Annotated in this window: 14 protein-coding genes; 10 read left to right on the top strand and 4 right to left on the bottom strand. The window is 44.6% G+C overall.

Annotated elements, in window-relative coordinates; translation table 11 throughout:
- Window positions 1-43: 43 nt before the first annotated feature.
- From BLW31_RS05305 to BLW31_RS05295, 3 genes are all read right to left on the bottom strand, one after another.
- Window positions 44-1,228 (bottom strand): C1 family peptidase, encoded by a 1,185-nt coding sequence (locus BLW31_RS05305; RefSeq protein WP_010539011.1) that lies wholly within the window; start codon window positions 1,226-1,228, stop codon window positions 44-46.
- A gap of 101 nt (window positions 1,229-1,329) precedes the next feature.
- A complete protein-coding gene (gene bamG / locus BLW31_RS05300) occupies window positions 1,330-2,535 on the bottom strand; it encodes a BamG family beta-barrel-assembly machinery protein (RefSeq protein ID WP_010539010.1) in 1,206 nt (401 codons plus the stop codon).
- A complete protein-coding gene (locus tag BLW31_RS05295; protein ID WP_010539009.1) occupies window positions 2,532-3,860 on the bottom strand; it encodes a DUF4270 family protein in 1,329 nt (442 codons plus the stop codon). Before BLW31_RS05295 ends, bamG begins: the two co-directional genes overlap by 4 nt.
- A 193-nt stretch (window positions 3,861-4,053) precedes the next feature.
- Between BLW31_RS05295 and BLW31_RS05290 the strand changes: the two genes are divergently transcribed.
- Together BLW31_RS05290 and BLW31_RS05285 are read left to right on the top strand one after the other, a co-directional pair.
- Complete coding sequence (locus BLW31_RS05290) at window positions 4,054-5,100, top strand: Kelch repeat-containing protein (protein ID WP_029425661.1); 1,047 nt, start codon at window positions 4,054-4,056, stop codon at window positions 5,098-5,100.
- Window positions 5,087-5,416: a DUF4907 domain-containing protein gene (locus BLW31_RS05285; protein WP_224207205.1), complete on the top strand. Its 330-nt coding sequence runs from the start codon at window positions 5,087-5,089 to the stop codon at window positions 5,414-5,416. The genes BLW31_RS05290 and BLW31_RS05285 overlap by 14 nt, the downstream gene beginning before the upstream one ends.
- Before the next feature lie 195 nt (window positions 5,417-5,611).
- Here the strand turns inward: BLW31_RS05285 and BLW31_RS05280 are convergent, their stop codons facing one another.
- Window positions 5,612-6,130, bottom strand: coding sequence for a hypothetical protein (locus BLW31_RS05280; protein WP_010539006.1), 519 nt, complete (start codon window positions 6,128-6,130; stop codon window positions 5,612-5,614).
- 185 nt (window positions 6,131-6,315) lie between these two features.
- Between BLW31_RS05280 and BLW31_RS05275 the strand changes: the two genes are divergently transcribed.
- From BLW31_RS05275 to BLW31_RS05240, 8 genes are all read left to right on the top strand, one after another.
- Window positions 6,316-8,541, top strand: coding sequence for a cation:proton antiporter (locus tag BLW31_RS05275; protein ID WP_010539005.1), 2,226 nt, complete (start codon window positions 6,316-6,318; stop codon window positions 8,539-8,541).
- Complete coding sequence (locus tag BLW31_RS05270) at window positions 8,519-9,364, top strand: patatin-like phospholipase family protein (RefSeq protein ID WP_010539004.1); 846 nt, start codon at window positions 8,519-8,521, stop codon at window positions 9,362-9,364. The genes BLW31_RS05275 and BLW31_RS05270 overlap by 23 nt, the downstream gene beginning before the upstream one ends.
- A gap of 1,424 nt (window positions 9,365-10,788) precedes the next feature.
- Window positions 10,789-11,697 carry a family 43 glycosylhydrolase gene (locus BLW31_RS25125; protein WP_371441477.1) on the top strand — a complete coding sequence of 303 codons (909 nt, stop codon included), beginning with the start codon at window positions 10,789-10,791 and terminating at the stop codon, window positions 11,695-11,697.
- Window positions 11,698-11,747: 50 nt separating this feature from the next.
- A complete protein-coding gene (locus BLW31_RS05260) occupies window positions 11,748-13,967 on the top strand; it encodes a glycoside hydrolase family 3 C-terminal domain-containing protein (protein WP_010539002.1) in 2,220 nt (739 codons plus the stop codon).
- A 29-nt stretch (window positions 13,968-13,996) separates the two neighbouring features.
- Window positions 13,997-16,861, top strand: coding sequence for a glycoside hydrolase family 3 N-terminal domain-containing protein (locus BLW31_RS05255; protein ID WP_010539001.1), 2,865 nt, complete (start codon window positions 13,997-13,999; stop codon window positions 16,859-16,861).
- A 48-nt stretch (window positions 16,862-16,909) separates the two neighbouring features.
- Window positions 16,910-17,932 carry a polysaccharide deacetylase family protein gene (locus BLW31_RS05250; RefSeq protein ID WP_010539000.1) on the top strand — a complete coding sequence of 341 codons (1,023 nt, stop codon included), beginning with the start codon at window positions 16,910-16,912 and terminating at the stop codon, window positions 17,930-17,932.
- An 8-nt stretch (window positions 17,933-17,940) separates the two neighbouring features.
- A complete protein-coding gene (locus BLW31_RS05245) occupies window positions 17,941-19,659 on the top strand; it encodes a sialate O-acetylesterase (RefSeq protein ID WP_029425660.1) in 1,719 nt (572 codons plus the stop codon).
- Window positions 19,660-19,897: 238 nt separating this feature from the next.
- On the top strand, window positions 19,898-22,825 hold the full coding sequence (locus BLW31_RS05240) for a glycoside hydrolase family 2 protein (RefSeq protein WP_010538998.1): 2,928 nt from the start codon (window positions 19,898-19,900) through the stop codon (window positions 22,823-22,825).
- Window positions 22,826-22,841 lie beyond the last annotated feature (16 nt).

Here is a 22,841-nt window from a genome sequence, read left to right as displayed (position 1 = left end):
AAATCGCTTCCGGGGCTTTTGTTCTTATATAAGAGTCATCTCTTTATTTGATACCCAGTTTCTTTGCTATTTCTTTGGGAAGTGCATCCTTGTGTACCAGGATATTCATAGTCTTGTAAGCGACGAATGCTTTGGAAGCATACCAGATTCCGTCATATTTACCTGATTTGCCCCAGGAGTTCTTTACCATGAAGTATTCTTTACCATTCTGGTCTTTAGCGATACCGTAGATAACCATTCCGTGGTCGTCTGTAGTTTCCCAGTTGTCGAAAGCTGTCTGGCGCATTTCCTGAGTGATTTCCATTTCCGGAAGTGGTCTGGAAGTCAGTTCTTTGCGTTTGTCGGCAGCTGTCATACCTGTCCAGCGGGCCATATCCGAACCTGTCAGTTCTGCACCTTTGGCAGCGTCCGGCATTACAGCGATACCGTCACGGGTGAAACCTTGCTCGCTGACGTCACTGCCCCATGCGAATGTATATCCTTTTTTAACGGCATTGTCCATTACAGCCATGAACTCATCGATCGGAAGGTTGTATGACAGACCGTTACGCCAGTTATCCTGAATTTCGATGGCGAATTGAGAATAGAAAGGATGATGTGTGTAAGAAGTCAGTGATACATAGTCTTCAGCTTTCAGTCCGAGTGATTCAGCGAAAGTTTTCGGAGTATATTCCTTACCGTTGTAAGTGAAGTTTTCCGGGCATGCTCCCAGATAAGTATCGTAGATAGCGCTAAGACCTTTTTTCCATACCGGAGTCAGCTTAGTGAGTTTACCTTTGGCGATAGCGTTGATGTAACCTTCTGCTACGGCATCCAGTTCGTTGTGTACCGGCAGTGAATCACCGTACATGATACCCGGCATTGCTTCCTGCGGAACAAGACCGTAGTTCTTCATACAGTAAATAATGTCATAGAAACTTCCACCGGGAGAGAAAGAACTGTCGCCATGATAGCGTACGTAGTTTGCTCCACGGTCTTCCATTGTTTTGTGTACAACAAACATTTCCGAAAGGTCATATTCGCCTTTACCTAAACGAAGTAGTTCTGATTCCAGAAATCCCAAAGCAGAGAAGCTCCAGCAGGTGCTCGAACGGTTCTGGTTTTTGATGGAGGTAATCGGATTTTCTTTCACTGTTGTGAAAACGAAGCCCTCTTCGGGTTTTGCGTCTTGTGCCATTGCGCTCAGGCTGAACAAGCCTAAGGCAGCGATAAGGATACTCTTTTTCATTCTGATGAAATTAATATTAAATTGTTTTGGCTACAAATATACGGATTCCTCTCTTGAAATCCGTCTTTTTGTACTCAAATTGCATAAAAAAAGAATGAATATTACTGTATCTTAGCGCGATAGGTCCGTTCGGAGAAGGTGATATTTAAGAACAAAGAGAAGCTGTTTTCTTTTTGCATACCGTTAGGGACCTTCATCTGACCTTTGTATTTCAGGCCGAAAGAGAGTACATTATTATTGCGTAATCCGAAATTTAGTCCGGTGCTGATGTAATAATCGGTCGCTTTCTTCTTTTGGATAACGATGTATGAATTGCTGATTCCCGTTCCCAGTAACAGGCTGACCGGGTTACGGTACACATTGCCCGGCGTATATTTTCCTCCCAGGGATAGCCGGTGCTGGTTCTGAAAACTGACGTTGGACTGCGAAGACTCCATCCGGCTCCAGTCAATGTATTTATAGTCGATGGTTGCCATCCAGCGCAGACAGTTGTAGGATGCTCCTACACCGAAAAATTGTGGAAGGCACTGACGGTACCGTTTCAGGCTGCTTTCAATATCTTCTCCTCCTGAACTGCTGCTGACGTAGAGGTTATTCTCTTGCCTGAAGTTCTGTGAGTATCCGTATACGGCTCCGGCAACGAAGAAACGTTCGCGGTCGATTGCCCATTTGTACTGAATACCAAAATCGGCATAAAAGGTATGTTTGTAAGAACTGGTTTCTTCGGTGGCGTTGCCTTGTGTTTCAGTTTGAGTGATCGTTCCTGTGACATAAGAAAGGTTGGTGCCGACGGAAAGACCTTTGTCAAACAGGTACGCCGTGCTGACTCCCATCTTGGAAAGCCCTCCTTCTCCTTGAAAAAGAGAGGAAACGGTGCTTCCATTAGTGCCTGCTATTTCTTCATCCAGTGTGATGGCATATCCTACACTGCTCACGGGCGCCAAAAAAACGGCTCCATACCAGCGGGGGATAATCCGGCAACCAATACTTAGATTGTTCAGGTTTCCTGTGACGGAATGATTGCTGGCTCCCCGTTGTGTATAGTTCTGGTAAGATCCCATAATACCGGCATCTATCTGAAACCGCTGTTCGGTAAGTTCGGTGAGTGATGCGGGATTGGCGGTGTTCAGAAAATTGCTTCCACGCAGGGCGATGCCTGCGCCTCCCAAACCTGCATATTGTCCGCCTTCACCGGTAGAGATTTCTCCCAAGCCGAACATGGAGGTAGGTGAATTGGTGGTATTTTGAGCGATCAGTATGGAGACAGGGCTGTAAAGAGCCAAAATGCAAAACAAAATCTTTTTCATTTTTGATAGGTTTTGTAAAGTATGATAAGTTTGGTGGTTTCTCGGTTGGTCGTGTTATCTCCGTCACCGAAAATGACACCTTGCAGAGTCGTGAAAAACAGATTGTCCGGAAGGATTAGTTGCAGCTTTTGTCGGTTGTAACCGGTCGTTCCCAGATTTGTTTGCAGGAAAGAGGTGAGATCGAATGAGTAATAAGTCTTTTCGTAGGTCACTTCATCGACGACGAGATTTCCGGTTTGTACGGAGTTTCCTGTAAGGTCCGTGATAACTCCCTGCGTCACATTGTCTTTGTTGGCGGTATAAAGTGACAGTGTTTGGGGAAGCGGATACATTCCTCCATAAGTCCCTTTTACCGGATATAATTGTAAGGTGGCACTTTCGATGGTCACCAGGTCACCTTCCATACAAAGATTGTTGAGATGGGGAAAATCAATGGAGATGTACATGCCCGTCATTCCCTGCATATATGCCTGGTGGTTGCTCAGAGAGGTGGATAACGCGTTGTCGTCTCCGCTTTGCAGATCCTCTAGCGGTGTGCCGTTCCGGTCGTACTCTATTTTATTAAAGGTAAGCGTAGTGCTTGCATTGAATACCAGTTCCTTTTCAGTGATGACCTCCGTCAGCGAATGGTAATAGAGCGTGATGCAGAAGCTGGAATCATTCACCTGAAATCCATTGACGCATGCGGCGTTCATATCCGGAATGAAGGCGATACCTTTGAAATAATTCTGAAAAAAGGTTTGTGACTCCATTACCCGGTTGTCTTCCAGCAGCAGGTTGAACCATTCCTTGCCCCATTCGTCGGGCAGGCGGACTTCCAGTTCCTTGCTCCGTCGTCCGGGAGTGGGAGTGAAGCTGAAAGAACTCAGTGGGTTCTGGCTGTCATAAGCTATATTGCTGGTACTATATAAATAATTCGCATCGTCCAGTTGGATATTTTCTGTCAGGGGATACATCGAAATCCGCTGGGTGACCAATGTGTCTCCCAGATAGTCGCCCGAAGAATAAAGGCGGATCGTAATGGAATCGAACAGGTAATCGATACTTTCGTCAAAAGAGACGGAAGGTACTTCATACTCCGCATAAAAGGAAGCGGTGATTTCTCCCCACAACGCGTCCTTGCGGTGTCCTATCTGGCATACAGTATCTCCGGAAGTGGCAAGCGAATCGCTCAGGAGTGTACTGAGCAATACCGTACACGTATCTGTCTGTACATTCCGGAACGAACTTTCCACCCATTTTCCTCCTACTAAAGACGCATCGTTCTGGCAGGCGAAAAAGGAGAAGAATATCAAAATAAAAAGAAGTGTTATCAATGATTTCATGAACAATAATTCAATTGGTTTTGTGGCGGCAAAAGAAGGACATTTAGGGAGGTTCCCCAAAAACTATCGACTAAGTCTGTCTATTTATCGACTTCAATTTTGTTGGTAGACAGAATGTTTCTGTTTGTCGATAGTTTTTTTATTCATAGCCGTTGCCCCCTACATTTGCGGCTGTATTTAACGACAAATTTTAATGAATAAAAAAATGAATAGATTACTTTGGATGCTGGTTGCACTATTGTCGCTGGCTGCATGTACGGAAGATACGGAGTATACAGCCGGAGTTTGGTATCGTCGTTCGGATTTTGACGGAGTGGCGCGTATGGATGCCGCCGGATTTACTATTGGCAATAAAGGCTATCTCTGCGGTGGGTACCGGGGGAGCAAGAAGGAACGCCTGAAGGACCTTTGGGAATACCATATTGACAATGACTGGTGGACACAGTGTGAAGATATGCCCGATGAGGCTATCGCACGGAATGCCGCTACAGGATTTGCTGTAGGTACCAAAGGATATATTGTCGGTGGATATGACAAAGATGCCAATGACTATCTGGATGATTGTTGGGAATACGACCCGGCGACGGGAAACTGGAAACAGATGGACCCCTTCGGGGGAGGTGCCCGTATGTATGCACTGGGATTTGGTATAGGAAATTATGGTTATGTCGGTACGGGGTATAACGATAATTACCTGAAAGATTTTTATCAGTTTGATCCTTCGGCTGCTTCCGGTTCGCAGTGGACAATCATTAATGGGTTCGGCGGACAGAAACGTCAGGGAGGGATGGTCTTTGTCATTGATGATATAGCCTACATCTGCGGAGGCGAAAATAATAATGCGGACGTTTATGATTTCTGGTGTTTCGACCCTTCACAAAGCACGCCCTGGAAACAGTTACGGGATATCAAAGATTCAAGCGACGATGATTACGATGATGATTATACCTCGATTGTACGCTGTTATGGCTGTGCTTTTGTGATTGATGGCAAAGGATATATCGCTTTGGGACAAACATCCTCATCGAGCCTTCGTTCTAATTACTGGATATATGATCCGGCAACGGACTTGTGGGATGGAGAAGACCTGACGGATTTTGAAGGCAGTTCGCGTGTGAAAGCGGTTTGTTTTTCGACAGGTAAACGGGGAATTGTCGCTACCGGTGGCACCGGAACTTCCTCCTCTTCATTCTATGATGATACTTGGGAATTGAAGCCTTATGAATATGAAGAGAAATAAAAAGTGGATAGGTATTGGTCTTATTGTTCTGCTGTTGGGCGGAGGAATTACTTGCTATAAGAAGGTGAACCTCTCTGACCCATATCATTTGGAAGTGATACAAGGTGAAGATAGTATCGGATATGGCTATCAGATTTATAAAGGAGAACGTGTGATTATTGCCCAGCCTTTTATTCCGGCTGTCACCGGGAGAAAGACTTTCCGGACAGAACAGGATGCCCGGCATGTAGGAGACTTAGTACTGGAACGGATCAGAACGGGACAGGATTTTACCGTGTCGAAAGAAGATTTGAAAGGTTTGGGCATTACACATTAGTGCCGCCTTATTGGCACACTTGTGCCACCCCACTGGCACACTTGTGCCATCGTGCTGGCACAGTTGTGCCAATGCGGTGGCACAAGATTATATCTAAAGTGCGGATAATTAGAATTCTATGAAATGAAATTCACGTGATTCTTATTATCCGCACTGATATAATACCTTGGATTTATTCCCCCTTCCTTTGATTTATTATTCTGTCTTGGGTGTCACTACATAGTCCTCTTTTATAAACTCATCATATACCCGTTTCGGATGGTCGAATGCTGCGGTTCCGTTCCTCTGTTCATTGAAGTTCTCCCAGCGGAATTGTTTCAGCTTCAGATTATCTTCGGCATATTCTCTCAATTTTTTATGTTCACGACCATAGAGTGAACTCTCCGTAACATCAGAATCAAGCAGGCTTTCTTTAGGAGTAATGGTTGGTAAGAGCACTTGTTCCAGTAATCCACGATAGGCACCATTATATTCACACCAGACGAGATCGTTGGCTGTAAATATACGGTAGAAGTACTTTGACCAGGCGGTTTTGATTTCTATTGACTGAGCATAAATCTCAATGGTTGCTTCTGAACCATACGCTTGATCACGAATTACCACGGTCGTCCGACCGCTGATTTCTTCCTTCACGGAAGTTTGCCATTTGTCGGAATGTAGAATTTCCTGAATAATTTCCGGCAACTTTTCTTTAATTTCAAACTGTATTCTCATAGTGCTTGCCTGCGGGCAGGACTTTTTTTGAATTTTCCTACTTAAACAATTAAGCTAGCCTAAAGTTACATAGATTGAAGCAAAAAAACAAGATATTGTTTGAATATTTATTATTTTTGCCAAACTATCTGCCTTTTTCGTTTGTTTTTATTATAATTATGCAACAAATAGCAAAAAACAAGTTTATGCAGAATAAAGCCCGGAAGAATTACATCATCTATGTACTTATGCTCCTTCTGTTTGGAGGGCTGATTTATGTTGCTATTGAAGAAGGCGACAGGTTTTCACATCACGCGGCAAATACGTTAAACATGGTACAGGAGGGTCCTTTTGCCATGTTTCTTCAATTTATGCAAGATAATCTGCATCATCCGCTGACGACATTGCTTATCCAGATTATTGCCGTATTATTAATGGTACGTCTTTTCGGCTATTTGTTTAGTCTCATCGGACAGCCGGGGGTGATTGGGGAAATCGTAGCCGGCATTGTCTTGGGGCCTTCTGTCCTGGGATTTTTTTTCCCGGAAGCTTTTCACTTTCTGTTCCCTGTCCACTCGCTGACCAATCTTGAACTGCTGAGCCAGGTCGGATTGATCCTTTTTATGTTCGTTATCGGCATGGAACTGGATTTCAGTGTGCTGAAAAATAAGATTAATGAAACGCTGGTGATCAGTCATGCCGGGATTTTGGTACCTTTCTTTCTCGGTATCCTGTCCTCTTACTGGATTTATGAAACGTATGCCGCCGATCATACGCCCTTTTTACCTTTTGCCTTGTTTATAGGTATCTCCATGAGTATTACCGCTTTCCCTGTGCTGGCGCGTATCATTCAGGAACGAAATATGACCAAAACTCCCTTGGGGACTCTTGCGATTGCTTCTGCTGCCAATGATGATGTAACTGCCTGGTGTTTGCTGGCTGTGGTTATTGCTATCTCAAAGGCGGGTAGCTTTGCCAGTGCACTTTATTCCGTAGGGTTGGCCGTAGTCTATATTGCAGTAATGTTTCTGGTGGTCCGTCCGTTTCTGAAAAAGGTGGGGGAGGTATATGCCAATAAGGAGGCAATCAATAAAACGTTTGTGGCATTTATCCTGTTGATTCTTATCATTTCTTCCTGCCTGACCGAGATTATCGGTATTCATGCTTTGTTTGGAGCTTTTATGGCGGGGGTGGTGATGCCCTCGAATCTGGGTTTCCGCAAGGTGATGATGGAAAAGGTGGAAGATATTTCTTTGGTCTTTTTCCTGCCGTTGTTCTTTGCGTTTACGGGGTTGCGTACGGAGATAGGTCTGATCAACAGTCCGGAACTGTGGATGGTGTGTTTGCTGTTGGTGACAGTGGCTATCGTCGGCAAACTTGGAGGTTGTGCCATAGCTGCCCGTCTGGTGGGTGAGTCGTGGAAAGACAGTCTGACGGTCGGCACCTTGATGAATACACGCGGATTGATGGAATTGGTTGCATTGAATATCGGTTATGAAATGGGAGTACTACCTCCGTCTATTTTCGTAATTTTGGTCATTATGGCGCTAGTTACAACCTTTATGACTACTCCGCTGCTACATTTGGTCGGACGTTTCTTTGTACATCGGGAAGAAAAGTTATCTTTGAAGCGCAAACTTATATTTTGCTTTGGTCGTCCGGAATCCGGACGTAGTCTGCTTTCCATTTATGATTTATTGTTTGGGAAGCAGTTGAAGAAAGAACATGTGATTGCAGCGCATTATACGGTGGGTACGGATTTGAATCCGTTAGATGCCGAACATTATGAAAGCGAAAGTTTTGCTTTGCTCAATCAAAGAGCTGCCGAACTGAATATTCAGGTGGACAATCATTATCGGGTGACGGATAAACTGGTGCAGGAAATGATTCACTTTATCCGCAAAGAACATCCTGATATGTTGCTTTTGGGAGCCGGAAGCCATTACCGTCCCGAAATGCCGGGAACTCCGGGAGCTATTTTGTGGCTGACGCTTTTCCGTGATAAGATTGATGACATAATGGAACAGGTGAAGTGTCCTGTTGCCGTATTTGTGAATCGCGGTTATCGGGAGGGAGCGCTGGTTAGCTTTGTTTTGGGAGGAATGATCGATATATTCTTGCTTTCGTATATTAGTATAATGTTGCAAAACGGTCATTCGGTGCGTCTTTTTCTTTTTGATACGGACGATGAGGAGTTCTGTCGGTGCATGAATGACTTGCAGGCTCGTTATTCCGGTCAGATAACGATGGTACGGTTTGTAGGAATAGAAGAATTAGTAACCAAGGAGAAAGATGGATTGTTGGTAATGAGCCATCTTTCGTATACAAAATTATCCGAGGATGAACTTGTGATGCGGGAATTGTCATCTTTGCTGGTCATCCGCAGGAATAAGAATAAGGGAGAAAAAAATGAAAGACTGGAAATTGGATGAGCATACAGGGTTAGTACTTGAAGGGGGAGGAATGCGGGGAGTATTCACCTGCGGTGTACTCGACTATTTTATGGATCATAATATTCGTTTTCCTTATGCGATCGGGGTGTCGGCAGGAGCTTGCAATGGTTTGTCGTATGCATCCCGCCAGCGTGGGCGCGCTAAGTTCAGCAATATCGACTTGTTGGAGAAGTACAATTATATCGGTTTGAAACATTTGCTCAGGAAACGTAATATCCTTGACTTCGATTTGCTTTTCAATGAATTTCCCGAACATATTCTTCCCTATGATTATGATACATACTTTGCTTCTCCCGAACGTTTCGTGATGGTAACAACGAATTGTGTGACGGGCGAAGCCAACTATTTCGAAGAGAAACGGGATAAAAGCCGCGTGATTGATATTGTACGGGCGTCCAGTAGCCTGCCTTTTGTTTGTCCTATTACTTATGTGGATGATGTTCCGATGCTCGATGGGGGGATTGTAGACTCTATTCCTTTGCAGCGGGCTATTGCTGACGGTTGCACCCGTAATGTGGTTGTACTTACTCGTAATCGCGGTTATCGGAAAGATACCAAAGATATCCGTATTCCATCCTTTGTTTACCGGAAATATCCGAAGTTGCGCGAAGCGTTGAGCCGTCGGTGTGCTGTTTACAATGAGCAGCTGGAAATGGTGGAACAAATGGAAGATGAAGGAAAGATTATCGTCATTCGTCCGCTGAAGCCGGTTATGGTGGACCGGATTGAACGGGATGTGCAGAAACTGACGGAATTTTATGAAGAAGGATACGACTGTGCAAGAAACCTGTTCGAAGTTTAAGTAAATAATAAATGACCTGATTTGTTTGTAGTTCGCATGAGAAATGCGGACTACAAACTGTGATATTTATATATTTCTGTATAATATTTCTACAAATACTCTTCTTTTGCCTCAATTAATTCGATTTTAAGTCATTATTAATTGGTTTTTGTGGTATTTATTAAGGGATGCCCCTTTACTTTGCTGAAAAATAATTTTTGGCAGACTTAATAACATAACATGAAAAATAAAAAAATAACATGGTAAAAAGGTTTGATTGGTTGTTGGTGTATTTATTGTTTTCAATAGGGGTGATGGCACAATCCGGTGGGAAACAGTATAATTCTTACAAAGGATTGGTCATGGCAGGTTATCAGGGGTGGTTCAACACCCCTGGTGACGGCTCGGGCCGTGGTTGGCATCATTATAATGGACGCAACGGGTTCCGTCCGGGCTCATGTTCGGTGGATCTTTGGCCGGAAGTGTCGGAGTATAAGAAACTCTATAAGACCGAATTTTCCTTTGCTGACGGCAAACCGGCTTATGTGTTTTCTTCTCATGATGAATCTACCGTAGATGTCCATTTCAGATGGATGAAGGAGTATGGACTGGATGGTGTCTTCATGCAGCGTTTTATCACAGAAATACGAAATGAAAGCGGATTGAAACACTTTAATAAGGTGTTGAACTCAGCGATGAAGTCTGCTAATAAATACGAACGGGCTATCTGTGTGATGTACGACCTGAGCGGCATGCAGCCGGGAGAAGAGCGGTTATTGCTGAAAGACATCGCAGAAATATCAGAACGCTATTCATTAAAAGACCATGCAAAGAATCCGTCTTATTTGTATCACAACGGTAAACCGCTGGTTACGGTTTGGGGAGTCGGATTTAATGATAATCACCGTTACGGACTGAAAGAAGTTGCTCATATTATTGATGGCTTGAAATCACAAGGATTCAGTGTGATGCTTGGAGTACCTACTCAGTGGCGTGCGCTGGAAGGAGATACGGAGTCGGACCCCCGACTGCATGAGCTCATCCGCAAATGTGATATTATGATGCCTTGGTTTGTAGGGCGTTATAATGAAACGACTTATCCCAAGTACCAGAAATTGGTGGAAGAAGATATTCAGTGGGCAAAGAAGAATCAGGTGGATTACGCTCCGTTGGTTTTCCCCGGTTTTTCATGGGGAAATCTGAAAGGAAAAGATCATAACTCGTTTATTCCCCGCAATAAAGGTTCTTTCCTTTGGACGCAATTGACGGGAGCCATTCGTGCAGGTGCCGAAATGATTTATGTAGCTATGTTTGATGAAATAGATGAAGGGACTGCCATCTTTAAATGCGCCCAAAAGGTCCCTGTAGGGAAAAGTACATTTGTACCTATTGAAGAAGGAGTAGAAAGCGATCATTATTTGAAATTGGTGGGGGAAGCTGCTAAGATTCTGAGAAAGGAAAAAGCGATAGCATATAATACTAAACTGAATCCGGCTGGTCCGAATCCTTTTATCAGGCACATGTACACTGCTGACCCGTCAGCACATGTCTGGAAAGATGGCAGATTGTATGTGTATGCTTCGCATGATATTGCTCCTCCGCGTGGATGCGACTTGATGGACCGGTATCATGTGTTCTCCACCGATGACATGATCAATTGGACGGATCATGGAGAAATCCTGAGTTCTGAGCAAGTGCCGTGGGGACGGAAAGAAGGAGGTTTCATGTGGGCCCCGGATTGTGCTTACAGAAATGGTACCTACTATTTTTATTTCCCTCATCCCAGTGAAACGGATTGGAATGACAGCTGGAAGATTGGTGTGGCTACCAGCAATAAACCCGCAGAAGGATTTAAAGTGCAGGGATATATTGAAGGAATGGACCCGATGATTGATCCTTGTGTATTTGTGGATGATGACGGACAAGCTTACATTTATAATGGCGGTGGTGGCATCTGCAAAGGAGGGAAGCTGAAAGATAATATGATAGAACTGGATGGTACCATGCGGACTATGGAAGGGCTGGTAGATTTCCATGAGGCTACTTGGATACATAAGCATAACGGAAAATATTATTTGTCTTATTCGGACAATCATGACGACGGGGAAAAACACAACCGGATGTGTTATGCAATCAGTGATTCGCCTCTGGGTCCCTGGGAATACAAGGGAATTTATATGGAACCTACCGACAGTTATACCAATCATGGTTCTATTGTCGAGTTCAAAGGACAATGGTATTCTTTCTATCACAACAGTGCACTGTCCGGTCAGGATTGGTTGCGTTCCATTTGTGTGGACAAGCTGTACTACAATCCGGATGGTACTATAAAAATGGTAAAGCAAACTAAATAACAGATACATCGGACCTTCTATTTTTGCTTGTGAATTAAAAAACTGATAGTATGAATATAAAAAGAGACTTGTTAACTATCCTTGCATGCAGTATGAGCCTGCATCTTTTGGCACAGGAAAAGTTTCCGTTCAGAGATCCGCAACTTCCTGTCGAACAACGTGTGGAAGATCTGGTTTCTCGCCTGACGCTGGAAGAAAAAGTAAAGCAAATGCTGAATAGCACACCTCCTGTTGAACGGCTGGGAATCCCTGCCTATAACTGGTGGAATGAATGTCTGCATGGCATCGGACGCACTAAATATCATGTAACCGTATTCCCACAGGCTATCGGAATGGCTGCGGCCTGGAATGACGCTTTGATTAAGGAAGTCGCTTCTTCCATAGCCGACGAAGGACGTGCCATCTATAACGACACACAACGAAAAGAAGACTACAGCCAATATCACGCATTAACTTACTGGACGCCTAATATAAATATATTCCGTGATCCCCGTTGGGGACGCGGGCAGGAAACCTATGGCGAAGATCCTTATCTGACCGCCAGAATAGGTGAAGCCTTTGTTCAGGGACTTCAAGGGGACAATCCCCGGTATCTGAAAGCCTCCGCCTGCGCCAAACACTACGCAGTACATAGCGGGCCGGAGAAAAACCGGCATAGTTTCAATTCGGATGTAAGCACCTACGACTTATGGGATACGTATCTGCCGGCTTTCCGTACATTGGTAGTCGATGCGAAAGTTTCCGGCGTAATGTGTGCGTACAATGCTTTTCAAGGCCAGCCGTGTTGTGGAAATGATTTGCTGATGCAGTCTATTCTGCGTGACAAATGGAACTTTACGGGATACGTCACTTCCGATTGTGGAGCTATTGATGATATTTTCAATCATCACAAAACACATCCGGACGCAGCGACGGCAGCTGCCGATGCCGTATTTCACGGAACCGATCTGGATTGCGGACACAGTGCTTACCTGGCTTTGGTGAAAGCGGTGAAAGATGGAATTATCACAGAAAAACAGTTGGATGTTTCTGTAAAGCGTTTGTTCACCATCCGTTTCCGCCTGGGATTGTTTGATCCGGTGGAACTGGTAGATTATGCGCGTATTCCCATTTCTATATTGGAATGCCGAAAACATCAGGACTTGGCAAAACAATTGGCACGTGAATCAATGGTGCTTCTTAAAAACGACCAGTTACTTCCGCTCCAAAAGAATAAACTGAAAAAGGTGGTAGTGATGGGCCCGAATGCAGACAGCAGAGAATCTTTGCTTGGAAACTATAATGGAAATCCTTCCCGCATGTTAACACCTTTGCAGGCTATTCGTGAGCGTCTGGGCGGATGGACGGAAGTGGAATACATAGAAGGAGTGGATCATGTGAACACTATTTCGGCAGATGACCTGAAACAATATGTGAATCGGGCAAAAGGTGCAGATGCGGTGATCTTTATAGGCGGTATCAGCCCGCGGCTGGAAGGTGAAGAAATGCCGGTCAGTAAAGACGGGTTCGATGGAGGCGACCGCACCACAATCGCTCTGCCTGCCGTTCAGACTCAGATGATGAAAGCATGGGTTGCCGAACATATTCCGACTGTATTTGTGATGATGACAGGAAGTGCATTGGCTATACCTTGGGAAGCGCAAAATGTTCCGGCGATATTGAATGCCTGGTATGGCGGACAATACGGAGGGGAAGCTATTGCCGATGTATTGTTCGGAGACTATAATCCTTCCGGAAAACTTCCGGTGACTTTTTATGCGAAGGACAGTGATTTACCTGATTTTGAATCGTATGATATGCAGGGACGTACCTATCGTTATTTTAATGGGAAGGCTTTATATCCCTTTGGTTACGGATTGAGCTATACCAGTTTTGCTTATTCTTCATTGAAATTACCTAAAGTGTGTCGCACCACAGACAAAGAAATAGAGGTAACGGTTACAGTGAAAAACACGGGGCATACCGAAGGGGAAGAGGTAGTGCAACTCTATGTATCTCATCCCGATAAAAAGATACTGGTTCCGTTGACAGCATTGAAAGGTTTTAAGCGGATACAGCTAAAAGCCGGTGAAGCTCAACGGGTTACTTTCTCTTTGTCTTCGGAAGATCTGTCCTGTGTTGACGAAAATGGTATTCGTAAAGTATGGGCGGGTACGGTTAAGATACAGGTTGGCGGCTCTTCACCCGTAGCTACTTTGGCTGCTCCTTTCAAGGGGGTAGGAGCTACGTTAAAGATTACAGGAAATACACACACGATAGATAAACAATGATTTAATAATAGTTGAAAAACAAATATTGTATGAAAAACAAAATGAAATGGATGTTGGCAGCAGGGCTATTGTCATGTTCAGTAGCCATGGCTCAGCAACAAAGCGATATATTATCGGTATCGGCTTCTGCCAATGCAGAAAATGCCGCTTTAGCTTTTGACAAGAATGTAAAAACGATGTGGACATTACCCTCTCAGGCGTTGAAGGCTGAACAGTGGCTGATGTTTACCATTCAGCAGCCCGGGGATGTCTGTGAACTGGACCTTCAGATGCAGGGTGTCGGTAAGAATGAACTGAAAGAGGTGCTGGATATCTTTGTCACTTACGACCCTATGAATTTGGGAACTCCCGTAAACTATCGGATCGAGGGGAATGACAAACAGATGAAAGTCAAGTTTACTCCTAAATATGGTGCCCATGTGAAGTTGAATTTCAAGTCAGGAAGACTGGATAAACCTTTCTCTTTAAAAGAGATTTCTGTACTTGTGGCAGAGAAAGTACTGACAGACAGCAAAGGAGAAGTAACCGACCGTCGCTATATGGATGTATCGCTTCCGGTAGAAGAGCGTGTAGAGAGCCTGCTGGCTGTGATGACACCGGAAGATAAAATGGAACTGATTCGTGAAGGATGGGGTATTCCCGGTATTCCTCATTTGTATGTGCCGCCTATTACAAAGGTAGAGGCCGTACATGGCTTTTCTTACGGTAGTGGCGCCACTATTTTTCCTCAAGCTCTGGCGATGGGAGCTACCTGGAACAAGAAACTGACGGAAGAAGTAGCAATGGTGATCGGTGACGAGACAGTGGCTGCCAATACAAAACAGGCATGGTCGCCGGTGCTGGATGTGGCGCAAGATGCACGCTGGGGACGTTGCGAAGAAACCTTCGGTGAAGACCCTGTCTTGGTTTCACAGATGGGAGGTGCATGGATCAAAGGTTACCAATCCAGAGGGCTGTTTACTACACCCAAACATTTTGGCGGACATGGTGCTCCGTTAGGTGGGCGCGATTCACATGACATAGGACTGTCTGAACGTGAAATGAGAGAGATTCATCTGGTTCCGTTCCGCCATGCAATCCGCAATTATGATTGCCAGTCTTTGATGATGGCTTATTCTGATTATATGGGTGTTCCGGTTGCTAAAAGCAAAGAACTGCTGCAACAGATTCTGCGTCAGGAATGGGGATTCAATGGATTCATCGTTAGTGACTGCGGTGCTATCGGAAATCTGACAGCCCGCAAACATTACACGGCAAAAGATAAGATTGAAGCTGCCAATCAGGCACTGGCTGCCGGTATTGCAACCAACTGTGGAGATACCTACAATAATAAAGAAGTGATTCAGGCTGCAAAAGACGGACGTATCAATATGGAAGATCTGGACAATGTATGCCGTACGATGTTGAGTACTATGTTCCGTAATGAGCTCTTTGAGAAGAATCCTTGCAAACCGCTGGACTGGAAGAAGATATATCCGGGATGGAACTCGGACAGCCATAAAGAAATGGCACGTCAGGCAGCACGTGAGTCTATTGTAATGTTAGAAAACAAAGAGAATCTTCTTCCTTTGTCCAAGACACTGCGTACGATTGCGGTAGTAGGTCCCGGTGCAGATGATCTTCAACCGGGCGATTATACGCCGAAGCTGTTGCCGGGACAATTGAAATCGGTTCTGACCGGTATTAAAAGTGCGGTGGGCAAGCAGACAAAAGTGCTTTATGAACAGGGATGCGACTTTACGAATCCGGACGCTACGAATATTCCTAAAGCCGTGAAGACAGCTTCCCAGTCGGATGTTGTAATCATGGTACTGGGCGATTGCTCTACCAGTGAAGCGACCAATGATGTCCGCAAGACATGTGGGGAAAATAATGACTGGGCGACTTTAATCCTGCCGGGCAAACAGCAGGAATTGCTGGAAGCAGTTTGTGCAACCGGAAAACCGGTGATACTGATTCTTCAGGCAGGGCGTCCTTATGATATCCTGAAAGCGTCTGAAATGTGTAAAGCTATTCTAGTAAACTGGTTGCCGGGACAGGAAGGTGGTCCGGCAATGGCAGATGTACTGTTCGGTGACTATAATCCTGCCGGTCGCTTGCCGATGACATTCCCACGTCACGTAGGACAGCTTCCGCTGTATTATAACTTCAAGACTTCCGGACGCCGTTACGAATATGTAGATATGGAATATTATCCTCTTTATCGCTTCGGATTCGGACTCAGTTACACTTCATTCGAATATTCTAATCTGAAAATACAGGAAAAGGCGAATGGAAATGTAGAAGTGCAGGCTACAGTGAAGAACGTAGGAAGCTGTGCCGGTGATGAAGTTGCCCAGCTGTATGTGACAGATATGTATGCCAGTGTGAAAACCCGTGTTATGGAGTTGAAAGACTTCACCCGTATTCATTTGCAGCCGGGAGAGTCGAAGACGGTTTCTTTTGAAATGACTCCTTATGACATATCATTGCTCAATGACCGGATGGACAGAGTCGTGGAAAAGGGTGAGTTCAAAATCATGATAGGAGGAATGAGTCCTGATTATGTAGCTAAGAATGAAATCAAACATAGTGTAGGCTATAGTGATAACAAAAAGGGAGTCACAGGGATGCTCAATTATACGCATGAATTTGGGGCTAATTTTGATCTTACTGTGTCTAAAGTAGAAGAAAATCTTGTAAAGAATCAAAAGACTGTGTGGGTAAGTGTAAAAAACACAGGCACTTTGATGGATATAGGTAAAGTGGAAATGTTTGTTGGTGGTAAAAAGACAGGAGACGCAGTTCATTATGAGTTGGGGGCGGGCGAAGAAAAACTGATTCCGTTCAAGCTGGCGAAAGAGAATAAGGAGCCTGTAGCGTTTACTACCAAATATAAGATGGTATCTTTATAAGTTTTAGAGGGTCGTAAATTGATGATAATTTAGACGAGATAAACGATTATGTATCGTATTTGTTTGGGATTGTTACTGATTATTGCCGGTTTCTATGTAAAAGCAACTGAACCGGTTCATGACGGACTGGTTAAGCTACGAATCAGCAATTTTAAAGATGACAAGGCTGGTGCTGTAAGTTATACGTTCGATGATGGATTGCGCAATCAGTATCTGATTGCCGCTCCCATCATGGAGAAGCTACAGATACCGGGAACATTCTTTATTATTCCCGGACAGGTTTCGGCTACTTTACAGGAAGCCGAAGCTAAAAAGCCGGGAGCATGGGGAGGTGTTACCTGGGATGAGATACGCACATTGGTAGCTAAAGGTTTTGAAATCGGCAATCATGGATATAATCATAAGAATCTGGTGACTCAGGTAAAAGAGCCGGAGGAACTTGAAAATGAGATAGAAAATAGTGCTGATATTATCCGGAGGGAAACGGGAATTTTCCCTGTTTCTTTTTGCTATCCTTATAACAGCTTCAATGAGCAAGTTGGAAAGATTGTAGAAAGGCGTCATATGGTGGCCCGTATTTTTCAGCAAGGTATTGGAGCCCGGGATACCACGGCAAAGAATATTAATCAATGGATGGATAAACTGATTAGCCGGAGAGAATGGGGAGTAGCTATGATTCATGGTCTGACAGATGGATTTGATCCGCTTCGTCCTGATGTTTTCGAATCTCATCTGACTTACGCGAAGAAGCATGAAAAAGATCTTTGGATCGATACTTTCGGTAATATCGGCAGCTACATAAAGCAACGTGACGCGACCACTATAAAAGAGATTGAAATCGGAACCAATTCAGTGTCTTTTACTCTGGACTGCAAGTTAAGCAAAAAACAGGTGAAGGTTCCGTTGACGCTCGTGATCTTAACGGAAAATAAAGTAACTGAAGCGAAGGCAACACAAGGGAGAGAATCTCTGCCCGTAACGATCAGTAATAAACAAATAATGATTGATTGTGTCCCTGATTCCGGACGAGTCACAGTTGAATGGAAATTTAGTGATGTATATATAGACTGATAAATAAAATGAAACGACTTCTTTTAATATCATGGATATTTTTGTTATCCATAAGCTTTGGACTGACAAAAGCAAAAGCCGATGTACGGATGCCGCTGATCTTCGGTGATCACATGGTTTTGCAGCAAGACACAAAGATTGCCATATGGGGATGGGCTGATGCCGGAGAAAACATAGAGGTAGCCTTTGCCGGACAGAAAGTGAGAACGACTGCTCATAGTGACGGGACATGGAAAGTAAACCTGAAACCAATAAAAACGAAGAAAGATGGGCAGACACTGACGATTACCGGAAAGAATAAACTAGCTTATTCGGATGTACTGGTAGGTGACGTATGGGTTGCTTCCGGACAATCGAATATGGAATGGGGAATTAAAGTAAGAAAGGAATATGCTGACGATATAGCCGGTTCGGAAGATCCTTTATTGCGTTTGTTCTTTGTTCCCAAGAATACAGCATTGCAGCCGTTGACTGATATAGAAGTTCCTCAGGGAACGGCTAGTCCCGAGCGGGCTGCCAGATGGGTACTTTGTACACCGGAAATGCTGGCAAAGATCAATGGACAGGGTTTTTCGGCAACGGCTTATTACTTTGCGCGCGACATGCGTGCTGCTAACGGACGTCCGTTAGGAGTTATCCAGTCCGCTTGGGGAGGTACGCGTGCTGAGGCCTGGACCAGTCTGTCCGGACTGAAGCAAGAACCTGCTTTGGCTCACTATGTTACTGCTTATGAGAAGAATGTGAAAGATAATCCGGAAATACTTGCCACTTATCCCCGAAAACAGAAAGAATTTGATGAAGCGGTAAGAGAATGGGATAAGACAGTAGGAAAAGAATGGAATCAGGCGCAAAAAGAATGGGCGATAGCTGTGAAAGCTGCACAGGCAGATGGAAAGCCGGCTCCACCCAAACCGCAGCCCAGAGTACCCCGTCCACCTAATCCACGTAAACCGCATGGAGGAAATAATGGTCCGTCCAACCTGTTTAATGCCATGATCTCTCCTTTGATCCCTTTGAGCATAAAAGGAGTTATCTGGTATCAGGGAGAATTTAATTCCGGTGGTTCTGCAAAGGAATATGCCACTCTGTTCTCGCGAATGATTATGGATTGGAGAGAGAAATGGGGAATCGGTGATTTTCCTTTTGTATACGTGCAGCTTCCTAATTTTGAGCCTGTAGACCAACAACCGTCTGTTGAAGGAAATGGTTGGCGCTGGGTGCGGGAAGGACAGTTGAAAGCCTTGAACCTGCCTAATACGGCAATGGCTGTAACGATTGATGTGGGAGATCCTTTCGATTTACATCCGGTAGATAAATACGATGTCGGACACCGGCTGGCCCTTGCTGCCCGAAGGTTGGCGTATGGGGAGAAGGTAGTCGGTATGGGACCTCTTTATAAAAAAATGTCAGTGAAAGGAAATAAAATCATTCTGGAGTTTACCAATCAGGGTAAAAAGCTGATGATGGGTACTTCTCCGTATATACCGGCAGGAGAACCGCCTCATCCGAAACCGACGAAGTTAACGGGCTTCGGCATTGCGGGTGCCGACCGTAAGTTTGTATGGGCAGACGCAGTGATTGAAGGCAATAAGGTGATTGTGTCCAGCAGCGAAGTTGCTGTTCCTGTGGCTGTACGTTACGGCTTTTCCAATAGTCCTCGTTGTAACTTGTATAATGAGAAGGGTTTGCCGGCATCCCCTTTCCGCACAGACAATTGGGATAAATAACACGGACCGGAAAACAAATAAATGGCGGGCGGCTCAAACGGGAAAAAGGGAGAACAGTTTTCGCACCGCATCCTCCGGTAGTTTATCAATTCTTTATCGAGGGATCGGTAGATGGAAAGATATGAGTGAATCTGACAATCAATATGAAGCACGCTACTTTAACCGGGGATTCGGAATATTATTTCTCAATAACGGCATTTAATGAGAATGGTAATTAAATAATGAAAGGTTGATAATCATGGAAGACGGAAAAAAGATACGAAGAATGATTTCACAAGGTGTTAGATACTGCTTGTTGGCTTGGGCCGGAATATTTTCCGGAACGATGGTTGCACAAACTCAGAAAGTCGTGTTTTCCCGTGATTTTTCTCCGGCGGAAGGTTTGGTCATCCCGCAGGAAAAACCATATCGGGATGAAGTCTGCCTCAACGGACTTTGGGATTTACAATGCGTTGCTGTTCCCGCTTCGTGGAAAAGTGGTTCCGGGATAGCGCCTGAACTAGCTGCTCCTCAACCGGATCAATGGGAAAAGGTAAAGATAAAAATCCCTTCTGCTATCAGTGTAAACGATTGGGGGAGAGGTAGTAAGGTTGGAGAAGGAACACAGCGACCGTATACTCCAAGTTCCGTTTACTTTCCCAGTTATCCGGAACACTGGGTACGTGCCCGTATGGGATGGTTATGCCGTAATTTTCGTATTCCTGCCGATTGGGAACAAAAACGCGTTTTGCTTCATTTTGAGGCAGTGGCAGGTGATTGTGTGATATGGGTGAATGGAAAAGAAGTTTGTCATAATTTTGATGCCCATCTTCCTTTTGAGGCAGATGTGACCGAGTATGTGAATCGTGACGGTGAAAATGAGTTGTTGGTAGGAGTGAGGGATACGAAGCTATTCGATCAGTCGCATCCCGTTTATAAAAAGATGGGGGCAACTTATCCCACAGGTTCCAATACCGATTATTTGCTTGGCATTTGGCAGGATGTGTATTTGTTTGCAGTGCCCGAAATACGGATAACAGACGTGTTTGTACAATCCTGGCTGGATAAGAATGAATTAAAAGTAGAGGTAGAGTTGACGAATTTATCTTCGAAAAAGGCAAATATTACATTGAACGGAGAAGTCAGGGAATGGATCAACCAGGCAGGAAAGGACATTCTGACCGCTCCTGAGATCAAATGGACATTGGGAAATACGGCACTGACCATGCCTGTTACTACGGTTGTGCTTCAAAAAGGAGAGAAAAAGAAAGTCATTATCACTCAGAAACCGGATGATAAGTTAAAGTACTGGACTCCTGATACTCCCGAACTATACACTCTGCTGCTGACTGTAAACGGGAAGAAGCAGATATATGACTGCAAAGCTACCCGTTTCGGATGGAGACAATTTAAAATTGTAGGAGATGAGTTTCAGTTGAACGGAAAGAAAATACAATGCTTCGGGGATATTCAGCATCCTTTCAGTGCTTATATCTGTTCGAGACGTTTTGCTTATGCATGGTATCAGATGATTAAGGATTTTGGAGGAAATGCCGTTCGTCCGCATGCACAACCCTGGCCTCGTGTTTACTATGATCTGGCGGATGAAATGGGCTTGATGGTACTGGATGAGACAGCTTTGTTCGGTAGTTCCATTCGTTTGAATTTGGAAGAAGATATAACCTGGGAGCGTTCGCACCAACATTTGGAACGATTGATCATGCGTGACCGCAATCATCCTTCTGTTATAGGGTGGAGTGTCGGTAATGAGATGTTTGCTATTGCTTTGCTGAACAAACCGGCAAAGGAAGTAGCTGCCGTTTGGGATGATAAATTGGTGGAACTGACATTGAGCGCAAAGAAATATGATCCTACCCGTGACTTCCTTACCTTGGATGGAGACCGTGATATGGACGGACGTCTCCCCGTGTGGAGCAAGCACTTTTCCCATGGTCTGAAACTGGAAGATTTACCCAAGGGATTGAACAAGCCTTTGATTGTAGGTGAGTCCGGAGCGACTTATTACGGACGTCCTCACCAGTTATATCCTTTTGTCGGAGAAAAAGCTTATCTGTCTTATAAAGGGCGGAGTGAGGCACTGGCAATCGATGTTTATCAGAATGTGAAACAGATGGCCATTCCTTATCTTGCATACTATTCCCCTTCGGAAGTATGTTGGTTCGGATTGGAACACATGAACTTGGGATATCACGATTTTAGTCGTCTGCCGAATCTTTCGGATGGTGTATTTGCCGGTAAAGCCTATGAAGAAGGCAAGCCGGGATATCAATATGAACGCATTCCTCCCTATGTCACTACCTTTAATCCGGGGTTAGATACTACACTTCCTCTATATAAGCCGTTGCCTATGTTTAATGCGCTGAAAGCTGCTTTCGGTGGTGGTGAATGGGCACCGTTTAAGGAAGTGAAACATCCGGTAAAGCCAGCCTGTCCGGCTCCGGTTTATACGGTTGCATATTTATTGGGGGAGGCTCATCCGGACTTAATCGATTTTATCACTCAGGCCGGAATCTCATTGACCACCCATCCGAAGAAAGCTGACTTATGGATTGTAGATGCCGAATTAGTGTCTGCATCAGATTTACAACAGATGCAACCGGCATTGAAGAAATGGAAGAAGGAAGGAGGAATGGTACTGGCATTTAGTACCGGACAAAAACTGAGTAATGACTTTGCCCGTTGGTTGCCGGAAGAAGTAAGGCTGACAAATCGCAAAGCCACTGCTTTAGAGATAGACAGTACTTCTTCCTGGAGAAAATATTTTGAACTGCCTGACTTGTACTTTGGCGAAATGGAAGGTGACCGTTACATACTGAAACAAGGTTTGACAGGGGCATTAACTGAGAAGGGGAATGTTATATTAAAAGCTTCCCGCACAGACTGGAATCTGTTTAATACCTCTCCCGAACATTGGAAATGCGCTCAGGTCGTATTGTATGAGGCTCTACAAAAGCCTGAAGGGGCAGCTTTGGTCACATATCCGTTGCAAGATAACACAGACTTGGTTTTGTCGGTCATAGATTATCGTTTGCGGACGAAAGAGGTAACTGCCTTTTGGAACTCGATGTTTCATGTAATGGGCATTGCGACAGACGGGGGTGGTTTCAAATCTCACGATGTGAAGGAGAAGAAACATGACTTGCTGATGGATGGTCCTGTAGATTAATAAAAATAGAAAATAA

The organism is Bacteroides faecis MAJ27, from assembly GCF_900106755.1.
Taxonomy (GTDB): Bacteria; Bacteroidota; Bacteroidia; order Bacteroidales; family Bacteroidaceae; genus Bacteroides; species Bacteroides faecis.
The sequence above is the reverse complement of the archived record's forward strand: the minus strand, read 5'-3'. Positions and strand labels throughout refer to the sequence as shown.

Excerpts from the sequence above, each read along its gene's own strand:
- BLW31_RS05305 (WP_010539011.1), bottom strand. The coding sequence starts at position 1,228 with ATGAAAAAGAGTATCCTTATCGCTGCCTTAGGCTTGTTCAGCCTGAGC.
- bamG (WP_010539010.1), bottom strand. The coding sequence starts at position 2,535 with ATGAAAAAGATTTTGTTTTGCATTTTGGCTCTTTACAGCCCTGTCTCC.
- BLW31_RS05295 (WP_010539009.1), bottom strand. The coding sequence starts at position 3,860 with ATGAAATCATTGATAACACTTCTTTTTATTTTGATATTCTTCTCCTTT.
- BLW31_RS05290 (WP_029425661.1), top strand. The coding sequence starts at position 4,054 with ATGAATAAAAAAATGAATAGATTACTTTGGATGCTGGTTGCACTATTG.
- BLW31_RS05285 (WP_224207205.1), top strand. The coding sequence starts at position 5,087 with ATGAAGAGAAATAAAAAGTGGATAGGTATTGGTCTTATTGTTCTGCTG.
- BLW31_RS05280 (WP_010539006.1), bottom strand. The coding sequence starts at position 6,130 with ATGAGAATACAGTTTGAAATTAAAGAAAAGTTGCCGGAAATTATTCAG.
- BLW31_RS05275 (WP_010539005.1), top strand. The coding sequence starts at position 6,316 with ATGCAGAATAAAGCCCGGAAGAATTACATCATCTATGTACTTATGCTC.
- BLW31_RS05270 (WP_010539004.1), top strand. The coding sequence starts at position 8,519 with ATGAAAGACTGGAAATTGGATGAGCATACAGGGTTAGTACTTGAAGGG.
- BLW31_RS05260 (WP_010539002.1), top strand. The coding sequence starts at position 11,748 with ATGAATATAAAAAGAGACTTGTTAACTATCCTTGCATGCAGTATGAGC.
- BLW31_RS05255 (WP_010539001.1), top strand. The coding sequence starts at position 13,997 with ATGAAAAACAAAATGAAATGGATGTTGGCAGCAGGGCTATTGTCATGT.
- BLW31_RS05250 (WP_010539000.1), top strand. The coding sequence starts at position 16,910 with ATGTATCGTATTTGTTTGGGATTGTTACTGATTATTGCCGGTTTCTAT.
- BLW31_RS05245 (WP_029425660.1), top strand. The coding sequence starts at position 17,941 with ATGAAACGACTTCTTTTAATATCATGGATATTTTTGTTATCCATAAGC.
- BLW31_RS05240 (WP_010538998.1), top strand. The coding sequence starts at position 19,898 with ATGGAAGACGGAAAAAAGATACGAAGAATGATTTCACAAGGTGTTAGA.